17 protein-coding genes and 2 riboswitches are annotated in these 18,708 nt (G+C 40.6%); of the genes, 5 read left to right on the top strand and 12 right to left on the bottom strand.

All coding sequences use genetic code 11. From position 1 onward, the window contains the following. Positions 1 to 89: 89 nt before the first annotated feature. Positions 90 to 443, bottom strand: a complete 354-nt coding sequence (locus tag AC4HAO_RS03560; RefSeq protein ID WP_447453017.1) for a winged helix-turn-helix transcriptional regulator — start codon at positions 441 to 443, stop codon at positions 90 to 92. 155 nt (positions 444 to 598) lie between these two features. On the opposite strand from AC4HAO_RS03560, the gene AC4HAO_RS03565 reads away from it, so the two are divergent. Further along, positions 599 to 1,135 carry an NAD(P)H-dependent oxidoreductase gene (locus AC4HAO_RS03565; protein ID WP_491094029.1) on the top strand — a complete coding sequence of 179 codons (537 nt, stop codon included), beginning with the start codon at positions 599 to 601 and terminating at the stop codon, positions 1,133 to 1,135. 41 nt (positions 1,136 to 1,176) lie between these two features. Here AC4HAO_RS03565 and AC4HAO_RS03570 read toward each other — a convergent pair whose 3' ends face one another. Then, on the bottom strand, positions 1,177 to 1,608 hold the full coding sequence (locus AC4HAO_RS03570) for a DUF7679 family protein (RefSeq protein ID WP_491094028.1): 432 nt from the start codon (positions 1,606 to 1,608) through the stop codon (positions 1,177 to 1,179). 243 nt (positions 1,609 to 1,851) lie between these two features. Then, positions 1,852 to 1,943, top strand: a riboswitch (glycine riboswitch). A 3-nt stretch (positions 1,944 to 1,946) separates the two neighbouring features. Further along, a riboswitch (glycine riboswitch) is annotated at positions 1,947 to 2,026 on the top strand. Between the two features lie 148 nt (positions 2,027 to 2,174). On the opposite strand from AC4HAO_RS03570, the gene AC4HAO_RS03575 reads away from it, so the two are divergent. From AC4HAO_RS03575 to AC4HAO_RS03585, 3 genes are all read left to right on the top strand, one after another. Further along, the gene (locus AC4HAO_RS03575) at positions 2,175 to 3,518 is read left to right on the top strand and encodes an alanine/glycine:cation symporter family protein (RefSeq protein ID WP_491094027.1); all 1,344 of its coding nucleotides are present in this window, start codon (positions 2,175 to 2,177) and stop codon (positions 3,516 to 3,518) included. Between the two features lie 289 nt (positions 3,519 to 3,807). Then, positions 3,808 to 5,160: an alanine/glycine:cation symporter family protein gene (locus AC4HAO_RS03580; protein ID WP_491094026.1), complete on the top strand. Its 1,353-nt coding sequence runs from the start codon at positions 3,808 to 3,810 to the stop codon at positions 5,158 to 5,160. A 120-nt stretch (positions 5,161 to 5,280) separates the two neighbouring features. Further along, positions 5,281 to 6,495 (top strand): cation diffusion facilitator family transporter, encoded by a 1,215-nt coding sequence (locus tag AC4HAO_RS03585; RefSeq protein ID WP_491094025.1) that lies wholly within the window; start codon positions 5,281 to 5,283, stop codon positions 6,493 to 6,495. A 259-nt stretch (positions 6,496 to 6,754) separates the two neighbouring features. Here AC4HAO_RS03585 and AC4HAO_RS03590 read toward each other — a convergent pair whose 3' ends face one another. Genes AC4HAO_RS03590 through AC4HAO_RS03600 form a run of 3 tightly spaced genes read right to left on the bottom strand, consistent with a single transcriptional unit; the run spans position 6,755 to position 8,905 of the window. Continuing rightward, complete coding sequence (locus AC4HAO_RS03590; protein ID WP_491134611.1) at positions 6,755 to 7,609, bottom strand: amino acid ABC transporter substrate-binding protein; 855 nt, start codon at positions 7,607 to 7,609, stop codon at positions 6,755 to 6,757. A 16-nt stretch (positions 7,610 to 7,625) separates the two neighbouring features. Beyond that, positions 7,626 to 8,255 carry an amino acid ABC transporter ATP-binding protein gene (locus AC4HAO_RS03595; protein ID WP_491094023.1) on the bottom strand — a complete coding sequence of 210 codons (630 nt, stop codon included), beginning with the start codon at positions 8,253 to 8,255 and terminating at the stop codon, positions 7,626 to 7,628. An 8-nt stretch (positions 8,256 to 8,263) separates the two neighbouring features. Continuing rightward, a complete protein-coding gene (locus AC4HAO_RS03600) occupies positions 8,264 to 8,905 on the bottom strand; it encodes an amino acid ABC transporter permease (RefSeq protein ID WP_491094022.1) in 642 nt (213 codons plus the stop codon). Positions 8,906 to 9,133: 228 nt separating this feature from the next. On the opposite strand from AC4HAO_RS03600, the gene AC4HAO_RS03605 reads away from it, so the two are divergent. After that, positions 9,134 to 10,075 carry a S66 family peptidase gene (locus tag AC4HAO_RS03605; protein ID WP_491134612.1) on the top strand — a complete coding sequence of 314 codons (942 nt, stop codon included), beginning with the start codon at positions 9,134 to 9,136 and terminating at the stop codon, positions 10,073 to 10,075. Between the two features lie 107 nt (positions 10,076 to 10,182). Here AC4HAO_RS03605 and AC4HAO_RS03610 read toward each other — a convergent pair whose 3' ends face one another. The 7 genes from AC4HAO_RS03610 to AC4HAO_RS03640 all read right to left on the bottom strand — a co-directional run bounded on the left by AC4HAO_RS03610 (position 10,183) and on the right by AC4HAO_RS03640 (position 18,704). Continuing rightward, complete coding sequence (locus AC4HAO_RS03610; protein ID WP_491094019.1) at positions 10,183 to 10,515, bottom strand: zinc ribbon domain-containing protein YjdM; 333 nt, start codon at positions 10,513 to 10,515, stop codon at positions 10,183 to 10,185. A 714-nt stretch (positions 10,516 to 11,229) separates the two neighbouring features. Continuing rightward, complete coding sequence (locus AC4HAO_RS03615; protein ID WP_491094018.1) at positions 11,230 to 11,430, bottom strand: hypothetical protein; 201 nt, start codon at positions 11,428 to 11,430, stop codon at positions 11,230 to 11,232. Between the two features lie 797 nt (positions 11,431 to 12,227). Then, positions 12,228 to 13,541 (bottom strand): 5-methylcytosine restriction system specificity protein McrC, encoded by a 1,314-nt coding sequence (locus tag AC4HAO_RS03620; RefSeq protein ID WP_491134613.1) that lies wholly within the window; start codon positions 13,539 to 13,541, stop codon positions 12,228 to 12,230. Then, the gene (locus tag AC4HAO_RS03625; RefSeq protein ID WP_491134614.1) at positions 13,525 to 14,907 is read right to left on the bottom strand and encodes an McrB family protein; all 1,383 of its coding nucleotides are present in this window, start codon (positions 14,905 to 14,907) and stop codon (positions 13,525 to 13,527) included. The genes AC4HAO_RS03620 and AC4HAO_RS03625 overlap by 17 nt, the downstream gene beginning before the upstream one ends. A 239-nt stretch (positions 14,908 to 15,146) precedes the next feature. Next, positions 15,147 to 16,292 (bottom strand): mannitol-1-phosphate 5-dehydrogenase, encoded by a 1,146-nt coding sequence (locus tag AC4HAO_RS03630; protein WP_491134664.1) that lies wholly within the window; start codon positions 16,290 to 16,292, stop codon positions 15,147 to 15,149. A 22-nt stretch (positions 16,293 to 16,314) separates the two neighbouring features. Beyond that, positions 16,315 to 16,752: a PTS mannitol transporter subunit IIA gene (locus AC4HAO_RS03635; protein ID WP_491134615.1), complete on the bottom strand. Its 438-nt coding sequence runs from the start codon at positions 16,750 to 16,752 to the stop codon at positions 16,315 to 16,317. 2 nt (positions 16,753 to 16,754) lie between these two features. Beyond that, positions 16,755 to 18,704 (bottom strand): BglG family transcription antiterminator, encoded by a 1,950-nt coding sequence (locus tag AC4HAO_RS03640; RefSeq protein WP_491134616.1) that lies wholly within the window; start codon positions 18,702 to 18,704, stop codon positions 16,755 to 16,757. Between the last annotated feature and the right edge of the window lie 4 nt (positions 18,705 to 18,708).

Here is an 18,708-nt window from a genome sequence, read left to right on the forward strand (position 1 = left end):
AAAAACATGCCAAGCAATAAGAAGTAACACCATATTTTACTACCTGATCAATGAACACATTCAATACTTCCCAAGAGTTAGATATACTTCTATAAATCATAGGGTTGCCAGTTTATTTCTTCGCCTAGTGCTTTACGCCGCCTAATATTTTCCTTTCCCCAGTGACACATAACATCAATAAGACTATTGGCTGTACGGCCATAATCTGTTACGGAATAGACAACTTTAGGAGGCATCTGCTGATAGTCCTTGCGGTGAACCAAACCGTCTCTTTCCAATTCTCTTAACTGCTGAATCAGCACCTTCTGTGATATTCCATCAATCAGCCGTTCTAATTCCAAGGTTCTTCTAGGCTTTTTCATCAGCAAGCAGATAATCAGAGCCTTCCACTTTCCTCCAATAACATCAAGTGTCGCTTCAATTCCAAGATGATAATTTTTCATAATCCTCTCCTCCACATTTTTCATTATTATATCATCCGTCACTCCTACTTTAAATACTGACTTTAAAGTAAGTATTTACTGATTTATTTGTGGGTATTTACATATTTTAAAATTATAAGAAAATAGAAATAGAAAGTCATAAAGGAGGATCAAAAATGAAAACCTTAATCATATTAGCGCACCCTAACATCGATCAGTCGCAAGTAAACAAAAGTTGGAAAGCTGAATTAAAAAAGTTTCCTGAAAAATTTAAACTACACGAGCTTCATACCCTGTATCCCGATTGGGAGATTGATGTTGCTAAAGAGCAGGCCTTATTAGAACAATATGAAACCATAATTTTTCAATATCCCCTCTATTGGTATAGTTATCCACCCCTTCTCAAAAAATGGTTTGATGATGTTTTAACACATGGATGGGCCTATGGATCAAAAGGAGACAAACTCACAGGTAAAAAATTCAGCCTGATTATCTCCATTGGGGACAAAGAGGAGAATTATTCACCTGAAAAAAGCATCGGTCATACCATGGAAGAGCTGATTGCTCCATTCCAAAGCACGGTTAAACATATTGGCGGAGAGCTTTTGCCTATTTTTACAAGTTATGGATTTTCCTTCGAGTCAAGTAAGGAATTAATTGACAGCAGTTCACAAGCTCTTATTAAACACCTTTTAGAAATCACTCAATTGTAATGCTTGAACTATCTATAAAAAATTCCAATAAGTGCTTCACATTAATCCTTACGCAGTTCTTTTCGGTAACGAAAACGCCAGCGACAGTAATCCCATGTAATCATCAACTTACTGCGCCACTTGAAATCATGGCGTAAAAAACGAGCACCATCCCTAAGCTGCTTAAAACCAGCAGTCTGCCAATTCTCTCTTATCAAGAACTGACCGCGACTGCGCCAGTATTGCTCATTGTAGCGGTAGTAGAATTTACGAACTCGGGCTAGACGGATTAAGGGCTGGTAGTGATTAGCAGGGGTATAGTAGCCGCTTGGAACATTGATAAGAGCCCCTGTCAGCAGGGGCTTCCAACTATTAGGATGCTCATGAAAGTATATACGCATAGGTTTTTGAAGATCGTTAGGGAGCTGGTAGTGCCAACGTTTCCCATTTAGCAATTCCACTTGGACATAGAAAATTTTCTTGCGCTTGGCCATGTGCCCGCTCTCCCCCTTTTTATGTAAATGTCCCTAATATTTAATATTGTAACACAGATCAGTTTGAAATAGGATCGAACTTATTGTTTTTTAGAGAGTTGCCCATCCCAAATATTTTTCCAAGCGGGAAAGGGATCGTTTGATTAGGTCATAATTCGGAATATACTATTATTTATGGAAAATAACCTTGACAGTATTCGGAAATTGAGCTAAACTAGGACAGTATTATCATAAATAAACCGATTGAAATCATCAGGAGAGAAAAGACAGGGTCTTTCGCCGAAGGAGTAATGCTCTCAGGTTTCTAGTGCTTAGAATAGGACTGATGGTGGACGGACTTCTGGAGAGCTTCCCAATTAGGGGAACGCCGAAGGGGCAAGGCAGTCAACTGCTCAAACTCTCAGGCAAAAGGACAGAATTTTCAGCAAAAATAAGCGATCAAGCCTATAAGAGGTTAGGTAGTTTTTATTTTTCTGACCAGTCTTTTTAGAAGTCCATGACATTACTGTCTGGACTTTTTTCGTACTTGGGATGATGATTTCATCGGTTTCAGAAGGGATATGATTATGTTAGACTTTTTTACCAAAATTGATGACTTTGTCTGGGGCCCACCGCTCTTAGTGCTGCTAGTAGGAACAGGAATCTACCTCAGTTTTCGACTGGGGTTGTTACAGATTCTTCGTCTGCCTAAAGCCTTTAGACTTATCTTTGCTGAGGATCAGGGAGAAGGTGATATTTCCAGCTTTGCTGCTTTAGCAACAGCCCTAGCCGCTACCGTCGGAACCGGTAACATTGTCGGTGTTGCGACGGCTATCGGAACCGGCGGTCCTGGTGCCCTCTTTTGGATGTGGGTAGCTGCTTTTTTTGGAATGGCTACCAAGTACGCTGAGGGACTTCTCGCTATCAAATATCGGACTAAAGATGACAATGGGCAAGTTTCAGGCGGTCCCATGTACTATATTATCAATGGAATTACAGGACGCCTGCGTATTATTGCTAAACCCTTGGCTTACTTCTTTGCCCTAGCTGGTATCCTCGTAGCTCTTTTAGGAATCGGAACTTTTTCACAGGTCAATTCTATCACGGAATCCCTGCAGAACAGTTTTAGCTGGTCACCACAGATTGTCAGTATCCTAATTGCTATTTTCGTAGCGATTATCGTTTTCGGCGGCATTCAATCAATTTCCAAGGTATCAGAAAAAATCGTACCATTTATGGCAATTCTTTATATTCTAGCTGCATTGACCATCATTGTTATTAACCATCAAAACCTTATTCCAACAATCGCGGCGATTTTTAAATCTGCTTTCACACCAACCGCTGCTGTCGGCGGCTTTACAGGAGCGACTGTTATGCAAGCTATCAGACTCGGGATTGCCCGCGGGGTCTTCTCCAACGAATCAGGACTTGGATCTGCACCTATTGCAGCGGCAGCGGCTAAAACGGAGGAACCTGTTGAACAAGGATTAATCTCTATGACTGGTACCTTTATTGATACTATTGTTATTTGTACTTTAACGGGCCTCTCTATTCTGATTACAGGGCAGTGGTCTGTTAAAGGACTTGAGGGAGCGGCAGTGACACAGAGTGCCTTTGCTTCAGTTTTTGGCAATATTGGCAGCCTTGTCCTTACCTTATCTCTTGCTCTCTTTGCCTTTACAACCATTTTGGGCTGGTCTTACTACGGTGAGCGCTGCGTTGAGTTCGTTTTTGGTACCAAGGCTATTACCCTTTATCGCTGCGTCTTTGTGCTTATGGTAGCACTCGGTGGCTTCTTGCAGCTGCAAGTTATCTGGAAAATTGCTGATATCGTCAATGGACTTATGGCTCTGCCTAATTTGGTTGCTCTGCTCCTGCTGTCACCCGTTATTATAAAGGAAACGACGTCATACTTTAATCGTCATAAATAGGAATACTTGTTTCTTAACTCCATTTGACAAGTAAAAATATTATTTTATAATAAATAGGGATATATTGATGAAATGTGTCAGGCAGACTGGGCTAGGCAACTTAACTAGCCCTTTTCTTGTGGTGATGCCTAATCCTCTTTGAAAATTACAACCTATAGTATATTACTTCCCTAGCGAAAACACCCTATAATCTCAATATTCTAATAAGAATTAAGGGCATTTAAGAAGTTGCTACGCTTTCAGTTTTGATTTTCTTTGAGTATAAAACTAAAAAGATTGGATTGACACTATGTTAGATTTATTAGCTAAAATTGATACCTATGTATGGGGGCCTCCCCTATTGATTCTTCTGGTCGGAACAGGAATTTATCTCAGTGTTCGGCTGGGACTGCTACAGGTGGCCAAGCTGCCTCGCGCCCTGCGGCTAATTTTTGCAAATAGCGAGGGCCATGGCGATGTTTCCAGTTTTGCGGCTCTATGTACAGCTCTGGCTGCTACGGTGGGAACAGGTAATATCGTTGGTGTTGCGACGGCTATCAAGGCAGGTGGCCCCGGTGCCCTCTTTTGGATGTGGATGGCTGCCTTCTTTGGTATGGCCACTAAATATTCCGAGGGGCTCCTAGCTATTAAATTCCGCGAGAAAGATGAAAACGGTGAGATTGCCGGCGGTCCTATGTACTATATTGTTAACGGTCTTGGTAAACATTGGAAATGGCTAGCGATCCTCTTTGCTATCTTTGGAACCATGACCGCCCTGCTGGGGTCTGGAACCTTTACTCAGGTTAATTCTATTACCGATTCTATCAAGAATAGTCTGGGACTGGATCCGCGTATTGTCAGTATCGTATTGTCCATTCTGGTAGCTATTATTATCTTTGGTGGTATCCAATCTATCTCTAAGGTTTCAACCTTTGTCGTCCCTTTCATGGCGGTTATTTATGTCTTAGCTGCTATTATTGTCTTGGCTGTCAACTACGATAAGTTTATTCCAAGCATCGTGTTAGTGCTGACATCTGCCTTTACTGGTAAGGCAGCAACTGGAGGCTTTCTTGGAGCAACTGTTATGGTAGCTATTCAAAAAGGAATTGCCCGCGGTGTTTTCTCTAACGAATCTGGGCTTGGATCTGCGCCAATTGCTGCTGCTGCTGCTAAAACGGAGGAACCTGTTGAGCAAGGGCTCATTTCTATGACTGGTACCTTTATTGATACAATTATCATCTGTACATTGACAGGGATGGCTATCATTGTCACAGGCGGTTGGACTTCTGAGTTAGACGGTGCTGTCCTCACACAATCTGCTTTTTCATCTGTTTTTGGTAACTGGGGGATTTGGGCTCTGACCATCAGTTTAACCCTTTTTGCTTTCACAACCATCCTAGGCTGGTCTTACTACGGTGAGCGCTGCTTTGAATTTCTTTTTGGTGCTGCCAGTATTCCTTTATACCGACTACTTTTCGTTGCCATGGTTGCTATCGGTGGTTTCATTAAATTGGAAATGATTTGGACCATTGCTGATATTGTTAACGGACTTATGGCCTTCCCTAATCTTGTTGCCTTGATTGGATTATCTCCGATTATTATCGCAGAAACGAAAAAGTATTTTGCCAAATCCAAGCAGCAGGAAGTATCAGATAAAGAATAGTTGATATTAACTAGACGGGTTGCCTGCCCGTTCTAGTTTTTTATTAGCCTTATCAAGGCTAGCTGATCGCTAATATTCATGTTATAATGGGGAGAATCGTTATTCTTACAAGGAGGCTATATGACAAGGCACGAACAAAACATCCGCTTGGCTAGACGGGGACCGATTGTTAGTATTGCTGCCTATATCAGTTTAGCTGTAAGTAAATTGCTGTTTGGGCACCTTTTGTCCTCTTCATCCTTGATTGCTGATGGTTTTAATAATCTATCAGACATTATGAGCAACATCATTCTCTTAGTCGGACTTTACTTAGCCAGTCGACCGGCCGATGAGGATCACCGCTTTGGCCATTGGAAGATTGAAGATTTGGCAAGTTTGATTACTTCATTTATCATGTTTTTAGTAGGATTTCAGGTTCTAGTAGAAACTGCTAAAAAGTTAATGACAAACCACCAGACTGCCATTGATCCTTTAGGAGCCATTGTCGGACTGGTCTCAGCTCTAGTCATGTACGGTGTCTACCTCTATAATCGGCACCTATCTAAGAAAGTCAAATCCAGCGCCCTATTGGCTGCCTCTAAAGACAATATTTCCGACGCTCTGACCTCGCTTGGAACTTCGATTGCCATTGTTGCTAGCTCGATCAATATGCCCATTATTGATCGAATAGCTGCAATTATCATCTGCTACTTTATTCTAAAAACAGCTTACGATATCTTTATCCAAGCAACCTTTAACCTATCAGATGGCTTTGATGATAAGCAGTTAGCCCAATATGAGAAGGCTATTCTACAAATTCCAAAAATTTCTGCTGTGAAATCTCAACGGGGCCGTACTTATGGCAGCAATATCTTTCTCGATTTAGTGCTTGAAATGAACCCTGATTTATCTGTATACGAGAGCCATGCGATCACAGAACAGGTTGAGCAGCTCCTGCATGATGAGTTTCAGGTTTATGATGTTGACATTCATGTTGAACCAGCTGCTATTCCTGAGGATGAACTGCTGGAAAATGTTTACAACAAGCTCTACAAATTTGAAAAACTAATTCTGTCTAAAATACCGGATTACGAGGCCTATATTGCCGATGATTTTATGATGGTTAATGAAGACGGTCAGTTCCTATCACTTCAAAATTTTCTTAAGCTAGCCCCCTACTACTCCAGTAATTTTCAATACTTTAAGATGGTGTCCATCAGCCAAAAGACCAAGTTGATTACCTATCAACTTGAGGGAAACCGCCACGTCAGTATCTGGCGTCGTCACGAACAATGGAAACTGATTTTTCACCAGATTACAAAGGAAGTGTCCGCTCCTACCAACCAAGTCAACTAGAACATTAACCATGCAGCACGTAAAAATGAAGAAAGTCCAGTTAAAAATCCAATATAAACCCCTATTATTCCAAAGTGGATTTGTCCACTACAGAAATTAGAGAGTCAAATAAAATCGCATGAAATCAGGCTTAAACACTAAATTCATGCGATTTTTATATAATTTAAAAAATGAAAACACGTTATTTTTTTCAGATACAGATTTGTTCAAATGAATCAGAAAGTTCACTAATAATGATTGTCGTGAGAGTGAAAGCGGCCTATCGAGCTTCGCTCTTTACTTGTTCTGTAGCAACATCGTCACCAAACCATTTGTGAGAAATCTTCTGGAATTCCCCTGTCCGATAGAGTTCAGTGAAGGCCTGATTAACCTTCTTGACCAGTTTTTTATCAGCCTTTCGAGCACCAACTGCAAAATTTTCAGCTTCATAGCCCGCTGGCATAATATTATAGTCTGCCAGCTTGCCTTCCTGCTCCAGATAGTAATTAGCATAGACACGATCAATCAAGAGAGCATCTATCCGTCCAGCATCAAGGTCAATTAAGGCTTGGGTAAAGGTGGAGTATTGTATAGCCTTCTGGTCTTTAACCTGATCTTTCAAAATATCGGGTTCTGCTGTGAAAGCATCATAACCTGAGGAACCAGCCTGAGCTCCCAGAGTTTTTCCAGACAGTTGCGTGAGGCTATTAATTCCAGAAGATTTTTTGGTTACAACAACCTGCTGGTTAATCATATAAGGTTCTGTAAATAAAACCGACTGTTTGCGCTCATCAGTCATGGAATAGCCATTCCAAATCAAATCAATTGTACCGTTTTTAAGCTCAGTCTCTTTCATATCCCAGTCAATAGCCTGCCACTCTACCTTAATCCCATACTTTTTGAAGACTGCATTAGCCAGATCAACATCAAAACCTGTGTAGGAACCATCTTTTTCCTCAAACCCCATAGGTACAAAGGTAGCATCAAATCCAATTTTGATCGTCTTCTCTCTGGTATATGTTGACCATTGATCAGTCTGGGTTGCAAAGTTCGACCTAGAGCTGCAGGCACCGAGAGTTAGGACCGATAAGAGGACAAGTATCAAGAGAGAAAGGAAATATTTTGCTAATCTCATCTATATACTCCCTCTGCTATTTAGGATTTATGCTCAGAATATCGTCAGCAACATTCTGGGCGAACTGCATATCATGGGTAATCACGATTTGTGTGATGCCCAGCTCACGGTTCTGCAAGATCAATTTTTCTACTTCCTGGCGCAGCTCCGGATCCAAGGCTGAGGTTGGCTCATCATAACCAATGATTTTAGGGTCAATCATCATCGCACGCGCAAAGGCAACTCGCTGCTTTTGACCGCCAGACAAGGAGAAAGGGTAGGCATCCGCATGTTCCTCTAAGCCAAGTTTGGCTAAGAGTTCTCTAGCCTTCTTAACAGCTTCATCCTTGGAAGTCCCCATTGTTTTCGTCGGTGACAAAATCAAATTTTCTAATACTGTCAAATGTGGGAAAAGCTGAAAATCCTGAAAAACAAAACCGAGGATATTTTCTGACTCTAGATGATTCAAAGGTACTTCTTTTTCCTGATAGATGACCTGACCCGAATCGATTTTCTCAAGTCCTGCCAGCATACGTAGCAGGGTCGTTTTACCACCGCCAGAGGGTCCAACAACAGCAAGAATTTTCCCTTCTTCTACATTGAGATTGAAATCCTTAAAAATTTGCTTATGGCCGAATTGTTTAGAAATATTCTTTAATGTTAACATACGACCTCCTATTTATAAAAATTAAATTTTTTCTCGATACGTTTAGACGCAAGGGTTACAAGCCCAACTAAGATGAGATAAATAGCCCCAGCAACAAACATAGGTGCTAAGGTCGCATCGCGGTTGGCCGCCGTTCGACTTTCCAAAAGCAGATCACCAACTCCCAGCACATAAACCAACGAGGAATCTTTCACAAGATTAATCACCTCATTAAAGACACTCGGCAGCACAATCTTAATAACCTGCGGCAAGATAATATAACGAATCGTCTGCAGCTGATTAAATTTTAAAACCTTAGCTGCCTCGTACTGTCCCTTAGGAATGGCAGCAATACCGCCGCGGAAAATTTCTGCAAAATAAGCCGCATAGTTAAGAGTGAAGGCTAAAATCGCTGCCGGTAGACGATCGAAGACGACCCCCACACTGGGCAGTACATAATAAACAAAAATAAGCTGCAATAAGAGGGGAGTTCCTCGCATGATCCATATATAAATAGTCAGCAGCCAATTCAAAGGCTTAAATTTCAACTGCATGAGAAAGGCCAGAACAATCCCCAGTGGAATGGATAAAATGATAACGATGCAGAAAACCTGCAGGGTAACCCAAGCACCATTTAAAAGGGCTGGGAGAATTTCCAAAACGTACGACATAAATGCTCCTAGTGAGTTGATATGCTTTATTATATCAAATTTTCAGACACTTTGAAATATTATTTATTTTTATTCATATAAAAATGAAAAAAATACATTTGTCTGCTTTTCTTCTAAATTTTCAAAATCACTTATCGGTAAAAACAAACCCACAGCTATTTTCAGCCTTTCTTAGCAAGGGTTAGTATGTTATAATGCTGGTAATTTTAAAAAAAGGAGGCACCCTTTATGGTTAAAAGGATCGGGATTGTCAGTCTGTCCAGCGGTATCCTCGGAGAGGACTTTATTAAGTTTGAAGTGGACTTAGGGGTTAAACGCTTGGAACAGTTAGGAATGGAGGTCGTGTTTTTAGACCATGCCTTCAAAGGTATTGACTATCTGAGAGAGAATCCTCAAGCCAGAGCTCAAGATCTGCTCACTGCTTTTAAAGACCCCGCCATTGATATGATTTTATGCGCTATTGGCGGTGATGATACCCACCGTCTCCTGCCTTATTTATTTGACCATAACGAATTGCAGCAAGTGCTCCAGCAGAAAATCTTTTTAGGCTTTTCCGACACCACTATGAATCACTTGATGTTACATAAGCTGGGACTCACGACCTTTTACGGTCAGGCTTTTTTGCCAGATATTTGCGAATTGGATCACGAGATGCTGCCCTACTCCTTTCATTACTTTAAAGAGCTGATCGAGACAGGCCGTATCTCAGAAATCAGACCCAGTGCTATCTGGTATGAGGAGCGGACAGATTTTAGTCCCAAGGCCTTAGGAACCAGTCGAATTATGCATAAATTTGATTCATCACGCTATGAAGACAGCAGTGCCCTCTGTCAGCGTTATCAGCTCTTTCCCAGTTTGAGTGATTGGCAGGGAAAAATTCTCCTGCTGGAATCTAGTGAAGAAAAACCTGAACCTGCCCTTTATCGTACCATGCTGGAAACATTAAAAGCTACTGGTATTTTTGAGGTTCTGAATGGTGTGATTGTCGGTAAGCCTATGGATGAGACTTACTATGATGACTATAAACAAATCCTGCTAGAAGTGATTGATACGGATATTTCCCTCCTCTACAATGTCAATGTCGGGCACGCTACCCCTAGAGCCATTGTTCCTTTGGGTGTCCCAGCCAAAGTGGATGCGGCCGCATCTGTCATTAGCTTTCAATCATAAGTAGAAGACGAGAGCAACAAAAATTCGTTCTTGTTTTTTTGTTGCACTTTATTTTACAATCTATCAGTTAAAAAGCCCAAGGTCTTTGCCTTGAACTTTATAGGGATTTATATTTTTTTAACAAACTCTGACTTGAGTTTCATGGCTCCAAAGCCGTCAATCTTACAGTCAATATTGTGATCCCCTTCAACCAAGCGGATATTCTTAACACGGGTTCCCTGCTTAATGTCCTTTGGAGCCCCTTTAACCTTGAGATCCTTGATGACCGTAACGGTATCGCCATCAGCAAGACGAACACCATTGTTATCAAGAACGACTAAGCCCTCTTCTTCAGCAGCTTCGTTTGGATCCCATTCATAGGCACATTCTGGGCAGACCAAGAGGATACCGTCCTCGTAAACATACTCCGAGTTACATTTAGGGCAATTTGGTAAAGACATAGATTTTTCCTTTTCTAAAAATACTTACTAAGCTATTTTACCTTAATTCTGATGACTGGGCAAGCTCGTTTTGAGGTAAGGGAAACTGCCAGAGATACTCGGGTAAAGATCTTCTGCTACCCTTTAGAATAGCTCTTTTCTTTAAGGTAATACTGTTTGTCATTATTTTGTACAGAAAAGGGTTGCCTTTTCATGATTACTTGATAAGGCTCTTTGCTGCCATAGCCGTTTGTATAGGTTACCGCAAACTCTAGTCTAAGATCGCCAGACTGGGGAAAGTAATTTTCTTCTGGATATTCCAATTTCATAATGACAGAGTGATAACTCTCTTCCCCTTGACCGTTTTTGCTCTCCCAATTTTAAGGTTATCAGACTTAGTTTTCTCAAAAAATCCCTAGCTTCCTCTTGGGGCAAAAATCCTTATTTCCCAACTACTTAATGATTTGCAAATGTAGTAGCAGTTTTTATCTTTCTTATCAACGCTCAGATCCAAATTGTCTGGATTAGGGCAATAACTCAAACGCAGGCTAGTATAAGAATGTGATACTCTTCTTTCCCCTATTGATTGACAATCTTATCATATCCGTTCCTTTTATTGAAGTCCTCTGCTCATAAGAACTACTCACTTTCAAACTCTGAAATTCCTGATAAGTCTAAGTACAGATCCTTGCTCCTTTAGCAAGGCCATGCTTAAATTTTGCAGTCAGACCAAAATTATCTATTCACTATAAAAACAACTAACACGATTAAAAACGTGAACCCGATAGCTCCACCAAAGGCTAGTATGAGCCCTTTTTTAAAGCTTTTGGCGTCTATCTTTTCAGGCACTAGCTTTGGATCTCGGCCTGAAAAGATCGGAGAATTATTTTCCTTGCCTGTCGAAAAAGCTGATTCAAATTCATTATTTTCTTCCATGTTTGCTACCTTTCTCTTTAATGGATATCTATTTGCTGACCTTTGCTATCAGACTGCGACAATATTTTTCTATCCGACTTAAGGACTTTCTCTTTACTCCTAGATAGTATTGCCCGTCTTTGTACTTGTTAAATTACAACTCCTGCTCGCAATAGCCATCGCTATCATTCCAGAGTTAGTCAACCATTAAGCTTGTGCTCTAGTTTAAAGCTACCCAATTTTGATAGGAACAGTGGTGAGGCTCTTTCCCATTTCCCGCTGAAATTCTTTTTTGCAAAATAGAAGCCACCTTCAACAGAGCAAACCATATAAACAAAAAACAGAAGGCAAATCCAGCAGCAACTCATATCTGGCTCAGGGTCACGCCTAGTTTGTCACGGATTTTTCAGACGAACTTAAATAATTTGTTTCACTAGTGTCGAAAATCCTATCAGCATCCTAATCTTTGATCGTTACCCCATGTTCTTTTCAATCAGTCAGAAATCACATTGATTATAGCATTTTTTAAACTGAGCTAAATTACAATTCTATTAAGTCCTAAACTAATCCAACTTCCCCATCAAATAGGTGGTTTGTACCGTTCTCTCGGTCAATAGATAGCCAGCAAAAATACAGCTTGGCAACCAACGCAAACTGCGGAATGACTATTAGTAGCCAACTCTCATTGTCAAAAATGATGGAGCTTCTTCGAGTATAACAGTCCCACAAAATTAAAACTAAAGGTAACAAAAAAGAGAACAGATGTTACTCTATTCTCTAATCTCATCAAGGTTTAATTATTACTATTCTACAAATTCTTACCGCTTACAAGATAAATGGCCTTGAAAGGCTTTTTCTGAGGTCTTTATAGCATCAATAAATTCCTGATAGTTAGTGCAGCCTTGAGGAATAGTGAGACCGAGCTTTTCGACAATCACTGAGGGTTCCCGCTCTTCTTTTCTGCCCTGTAAGAGTTGATATTGAGTCGGTTCTGATTCTTGTTTAGCATTTGGAAAAAGATAGAATCCTACTTGAGCCTCAAAGCGATACATATAAGCCACCACCTGCAAATAATCTCGTCCATTGATGTTATCCAGAGGTTTATATTTGGCATCCGCAACAATTGGTGATTCTGATAACGAGAGAAAGTCTGGATAAATTCTTCCATATCCTCCTTGAAACAAGGAGTAACCGCCCTTCTTTCTCTTATTTTGAGGATGCTCAAATTCAGGCAGCAAGGTTCCCAGATATTCTTCCCAGAGCCAAGCGACATCAAAAAGAAGACCGTAGATTTTTTGGTGGGATTGATCCAAGCCATGCTTTTCTTGACACAAAATCATCAGGCAAAGCCGCTGCAAAGTCCGATACTCACGATAGTAAGCATGACGGATAGGTTTATTTTGATTTTCTCTGATGATCTTAGTCCTATCTGAAAAGCGATAACTGGGTGTTACCCGTACAATTTCAGCTATATTTTCCTTAACTGATGACGAACTAGACAAAAGCGCTCTGCCATTGGGAACAGTATGCTGAATAAAGGCAATGGTGTGGCGAACCAGCTGCATGAGGGCGTTATCAAAGGAAAATTCTCTGGTTGAATAAGCTATTTCCCCTGTAAAAGGTGTGTTCTGCTTAATATGTCGAGCAACTTCTATTGTCCCTTTGATATAACTGTCATTGTAGAAAAAGCGCTGGTACTCCTTATAAAGCCCCTTGCGCAAGGCTGCCTCAAGATATTTGGGAAAGAGGTAGACTAATAGCTGGTACCAGCTAGCTTCCTGAGACAAACCGACATCAAGACTAGTCAGATTGAGCTGCAGCACCTTTTGCAGCATGTAATGCAGGAAATAATCATCTTTCCCAGTAGTAAAACGCGAATGAATGCTCAAGTGCTCCTCCCCACAGCCCAGAAAACCGATGATATTTTGCGTTTTAATCTGACCGTCAACTGTCTCTAACACCTTGCCGTCTTTTTCCAAATCAGGGGATTCCAGCAAATCGTGCGGGAAAATAAAGAGATTGTCCTCTTGAGAAAGACTTTCCAGCCTTCTATCCAGCAATTTTTCCGACAGCCGAGGATAAGAAGTCTCAAATTTAGACTTAGCTACTGAATCATTATCCGTCAGTCTCATCTGATTCTTCCTTTGTTACTAAATTGTAGGCTTCTTCTAACTCTTTCAGCTTTTCTACCTCATCATAGGAACCACGTAGGTAATCTTCCAAAAGCGGTTCTAAATAATCGGACCAAAGTACATCATAATCGTAATCAAGATCCTTCAACTTCAAGAAATACGACGGACCGATATGATAGTGACTGTTGAGACCGTCAGCCTGAGAAATGGCATTGTTGAGGTTAATCAACCGTGCCTTCGCTTCCTCAGCATAGTCGTCTTCTAATGTGTCATCCAACATTTCCAATCTATCCTTAGCCTTAATTTCAACAAACCTGAAACGCCGGCGCATAGCGAAGTCAAAAGTATCAACGGAGCGATCTATATCGTTCATGGTGCCAATGATATAGACATTCTCAGGAATATAAAATCTCTCATCCGTTTCATGTAAATTAGCATATTGGGTTGATACTGCACCCTTCTCCCCGCGGTAACCCGGATCAATAGCGAAAAACAACTCTCCAATAATCTTGGAAATCTCCCCGCGATTGATTTCATCAATGATGAAGACAAAGTTTTTGTTTAGATCATCTCTTGCTTTCTTACAGAATTCCTTAAAAATCCCATCCTGCAATTCAAAACCAATCTGACCATCAGCACTTGAGACAGGGCGCAACCCTTCCACAAAATCTGTGTAATCATAAGATGGGTGAAATTGAACAAAGCCAATTTGGTCATCATTCCCTCCAGTCAGTTCCTCAGCAATCTGCCTAGCAAGATAAGTTTTCCCAGTACCCGGTGCACCACGGAGGATGAGGTTTTGGCAATTTAATAAAATATTGGCATATTTACTGTAAAATGCAGATGGATTTTCTTTTACTAGATTTTCTCTGGATTTGACTAAGTCTCTATACACTTCTGTTTCCTTAATATTTATATATTCGTCAAAAAAATTTCTTAACTTCCAATTTGGTTCCGCATCATTAAATAAATCTAAATCTTCTATATTAGCTGCTATTCCTGTTTCTAAATCTTTTTTTCCTCCCTCCCAAAGGATAGTCTTTATTGAAATAATTTTTTTATTTTTAAAATTAAATCTTAAATTTGCCCAGAAATTAGAAATAATTCTGTTGGAAATATCATAATTTATATACGGTACTTTCGAGGAACCTCTCTTTGTTGGTCCATAAGAGCCTGAATTAAATAAATGACAATGAAATGTAATCTCATCAATCGTTACAAAAAACATACCAGATCCATCTCTATATTCGCTATTTGGAAAATCTTTTGATGATAATTTCGTTTTCTTGTTCTCTGTTTGATTTTTGTTTGCCTGTTCTACAAATCTCCTAAGTAAGTTCTTAAATTCCTTATAACTATTGGACATATCAAATATTCCCTCTGGCTTTCTTCTAGCAAATTTTGCTGCTGTATTTGAAAGTTTCTATCTTACTGGTAAGCTAACATAATTTATTTTAGCAGCTCTTCTTTAATTATACACCAATTTCAGAAAATTTAATAATACGTTTAAAAATTACTTTTTAGAGCTATAAGAAGCCTAAAAAGGACTACAAAAAAAAGCAAGCTATCAATTTAGCTTGCTTTTAACATGACTGCTGTCTATTTCTAGATTGAAGTGACTGCATTTTCAATCTCTTTAATGAGATCCTGGTCTTTAAGGTCTGTGACTTGGGCGATAACCTCTGGCAGCGGCTTGCTAGCCAAGAGGTCTTGCAATTCAACAGATTGCGGGTCTTCAGGATCATTGTATTTGAAGACAAAAGCGACGGTTTTTAAAAGATTGTCATAGGAAAGTCCGCGCTCTTTTAATTCACGAATCGGGCGGATAAAGCGCTCATCAAAGCCCAGTTTGCGGATTGGCGTGCGGGCAACACGGGTCACATCGTCGACAATATAAGGATTTTCAAAGCGAGAGATGATGACCTTATGATAATCAACTAAGGCTGCTTCATCAAAGCCCCATTTAGCTATCAAGAGACTGCGAATCTCTGCTAGAACTGCTTCGACATTGGCTTTAACCGTTTCGTTTTTAAGCGCTTCAAGGATCGTTTGGGCACCATAGAAGGCACCAGTATAGGCAGATGTCGCATGACCGGAGTTAACTGAGAAGAGCTTGCGCTCAATGAAAGGCGTCAATTCTTCTTCATAATGAACACCGTCCAGTTTCAATGCCTTATTTTTCATGCGGCCCGTTTCAACAACCCACTCTTTGAAGGGTTCAACCACCACAAAAAGAGGATCTTCATGGCTTTGCGCCGGAACAATGCGATCGACAGCCGCATTAGGGAAGCCGACATATTCCTTAGCATAGGCCAGACCAGCTTCAGATAAGTGCTTCTGCACTTCGGACCAGAGGAATTCTGACCCGCCAATCATATTTTCGCAGGCTAAAACATCAATGGCTTGCTGACTGCCAGCGGCTTGGCGGGCTTCGATCCCCTTGGCTACCAATTCAGCGATAAGCGGTAGGATATTAGGACCAATGGCCGTAGTGATAATATCTGCTTGTGTGATAGCTGCCACGACAGCCTCTGGATCTTGAGCGTTATTGATACCGCTAACACCTGACACAGCGATATGACGCTGACCGTCCTCAGCAATTTCAATCTCATAACTGTGGCGCTCATTAAGCGCATTGATAATGGCTTCGTTAACATCAACAAAGGTAATATCAAAATGATTTTCAAATAAAATCTCACCAATAAAGCCCCGGCCGATATTTCCGGCACCAAAGTGTACTGCTTTTTTCATCATAAACCTCTTTTCCTTCTATCTAGGCAACACTGTTTAATAAGCGAATAACTTCATCCTCAGACTGAGCATCGGCTAATTTAACGACATTGTCAACATCCGCACAGAAGATGGAAATCTTTTGAATCATCTCCAAGTGTTCATCACCGATACCAGCGATTCCAAAGAGGACTGTTGCAATTTGTGGTTCCTCCTCTGTTCCAAAATTAACCCCCTTGGGTACTTGAACGACTGTGATGCCAGACTTGAGAACTTCCTTTTTGGCCTCGTCTGTTCCGTGCGGAATGGCAATGAAATTCCCCATGTAGACCGATAGCTCTTGGTCACGCTGAACCATAGCCTCGATATATTCAGGATTAACATAGCCGCTGTCTGCCAAAAGTTGACCGCAGTAACGAATAGCTTCTTCCTTATTGGCAAATTGCTGATTAAGTTTAATCAGTGTTTTTTCAAATTCCATAGTTAATTCTCCAAATCCTTGATGGTTTCTGTAAAAATCTTATTTAATAATTGATAGATAATCTCCTGATTACCAGTTTTGTAAATTTCTGTGTAGAGATGATTCTCAATGATAGATTGACCAATAGCTGACATCAATCTTTTGGTCTCAAGACTACTGTTTTCCTCGGTCAGCATGACTAGCAGCCGACTAACATTTTCCATTTCATGATTCATTGACTGAACCTCAATCGTTTGGGTTAGGCTATAAACCATGAACTGACTTTTTTCCACCGCATGGGATTGCGTATGCAAAAGAGCTAGGCCTGTCTCTGGAATGGCAAAGGGGCTAAGTTCAAAACGTTTGAGCAATTTCTCTGTCAAATAAGCGGTATCAGATATTGCTGTTAGATCAGCAATGGTCTCGGCCACAGTCTCTTCAAAAGAAGAGCTGTTATCCAAGTGACGCAGCTGAAAATGTTCCAATAAACTCTGGCTGGCCTCTAAATAAGCCTGCAGATCTGTTTTCCCAACAATTTCGATGCTGCGTTCCCGCTGCTGATTTCGGCGCAGCTGTACTGCCTGTAACTGCTCCTGTAGGTGCAGGATTTCAGCTGTATTGGGATAAGTTGAAATCGTATCGACACCTTGACTATCTATAGGACTTGTTGACAAAATGTAATCGTAATGTTCCAAATCTTCTTGGGAGAACTCATCCAGATGTTTTATCTGTACTGACTGAACAAAAGGGGCTACTGACTTTATTTTTGTAACCAAAAGCTCGACAGCTAAGGGACGTTGGTTAGTCAGCATTAAAACCTGAATAGGATAAATATCTGGACTTCGCCGAATACTTGACGCAAAATGCAGAGTAATCAACTCATATTCTGCTTCATTCTGAATATAGGCAGGAAATAAATCCTGAACGACCAAACGGATGATTCGATGAAGAAACTCATTTTGGTAAGCAATTACATGGGCCGTTGAAGACATCGACCGATCAGGAAAAAGATAGGGAATAGCCAAGCTCAAAAGTATATGATGAAAGAGAAATTTAAACAGCGTTTTATCCTTAATAAAGTTAATCTTTGTAAAAGATGAAACCTTATCAATCAAATTAGTAACACTGTAAAAATACTGACTGTCGAAATTCTCAACATAGAGAGGATTCTCCTGACGCTTGATATAGAGCTCATCCAACTGACTGGCCCAATAGAGAATATCGTTCGTGCCATAGGCTTGAGCTGTCAGCCTAGCATAGCTGGTAAACAGTTCCTGAGACAATTCCAAAGCCTGTTTACTGACATGAAGAACGGTCTGAGGCTGACCAAAAAACTTCGACAGGGCCAGAAGACTAGTGAAAAACTGCAGGAGCTTGGGATCCATCTCTGGCACAAAAGATTGACAGTCTCGAAAGGTTTTCTTAGCCTCTTTAATCCTTTCTTGCAGTCTATCTGGAACATTGATTTTACCAGCTTTAAAATCAGCAGTTGAGACCATGTTGGTCAACAGCACTGCTAATAAATAGCGGCGCTGCTCTGTAGTGACTTCCAATCGGTAGCCTTGCTTACGATCAAGCCTAGCATCGAAATCAGCCAGACGCTGGCTGATTTCATTGACGTCTTGAATAATCGTCACATTGCTAACCATGAAACGTTCTTGAAAATAAGCATTAGTCAGGGGAGTATCAGATAATAGTAAGTCTAGACAAATCAAGTTGAGACGCTCACTGCGGCTGTAATCCTCCATGCTATAGAGAGCGCTGAGCTTTGATATATCACCAGATAAACCGTATTTTTTGCGATCTTTAGCTAGGACAATATCAATTTGACTAAGGCTCTCAGTCAAATCAGCAAGGGTTCGATAGGCCGTCCGCTGCGATACATCTAAAATTTTTTGAATATCATCTACCGAAAGCTTTCCTAGTTCTAGGAAAGCCTTAATCAATTTTTCTTCACGTTTGGTAAATATCATAACC

It is taken from the genome of Streptococcus sp. ELY_137 (assembly GCF_058314515.1).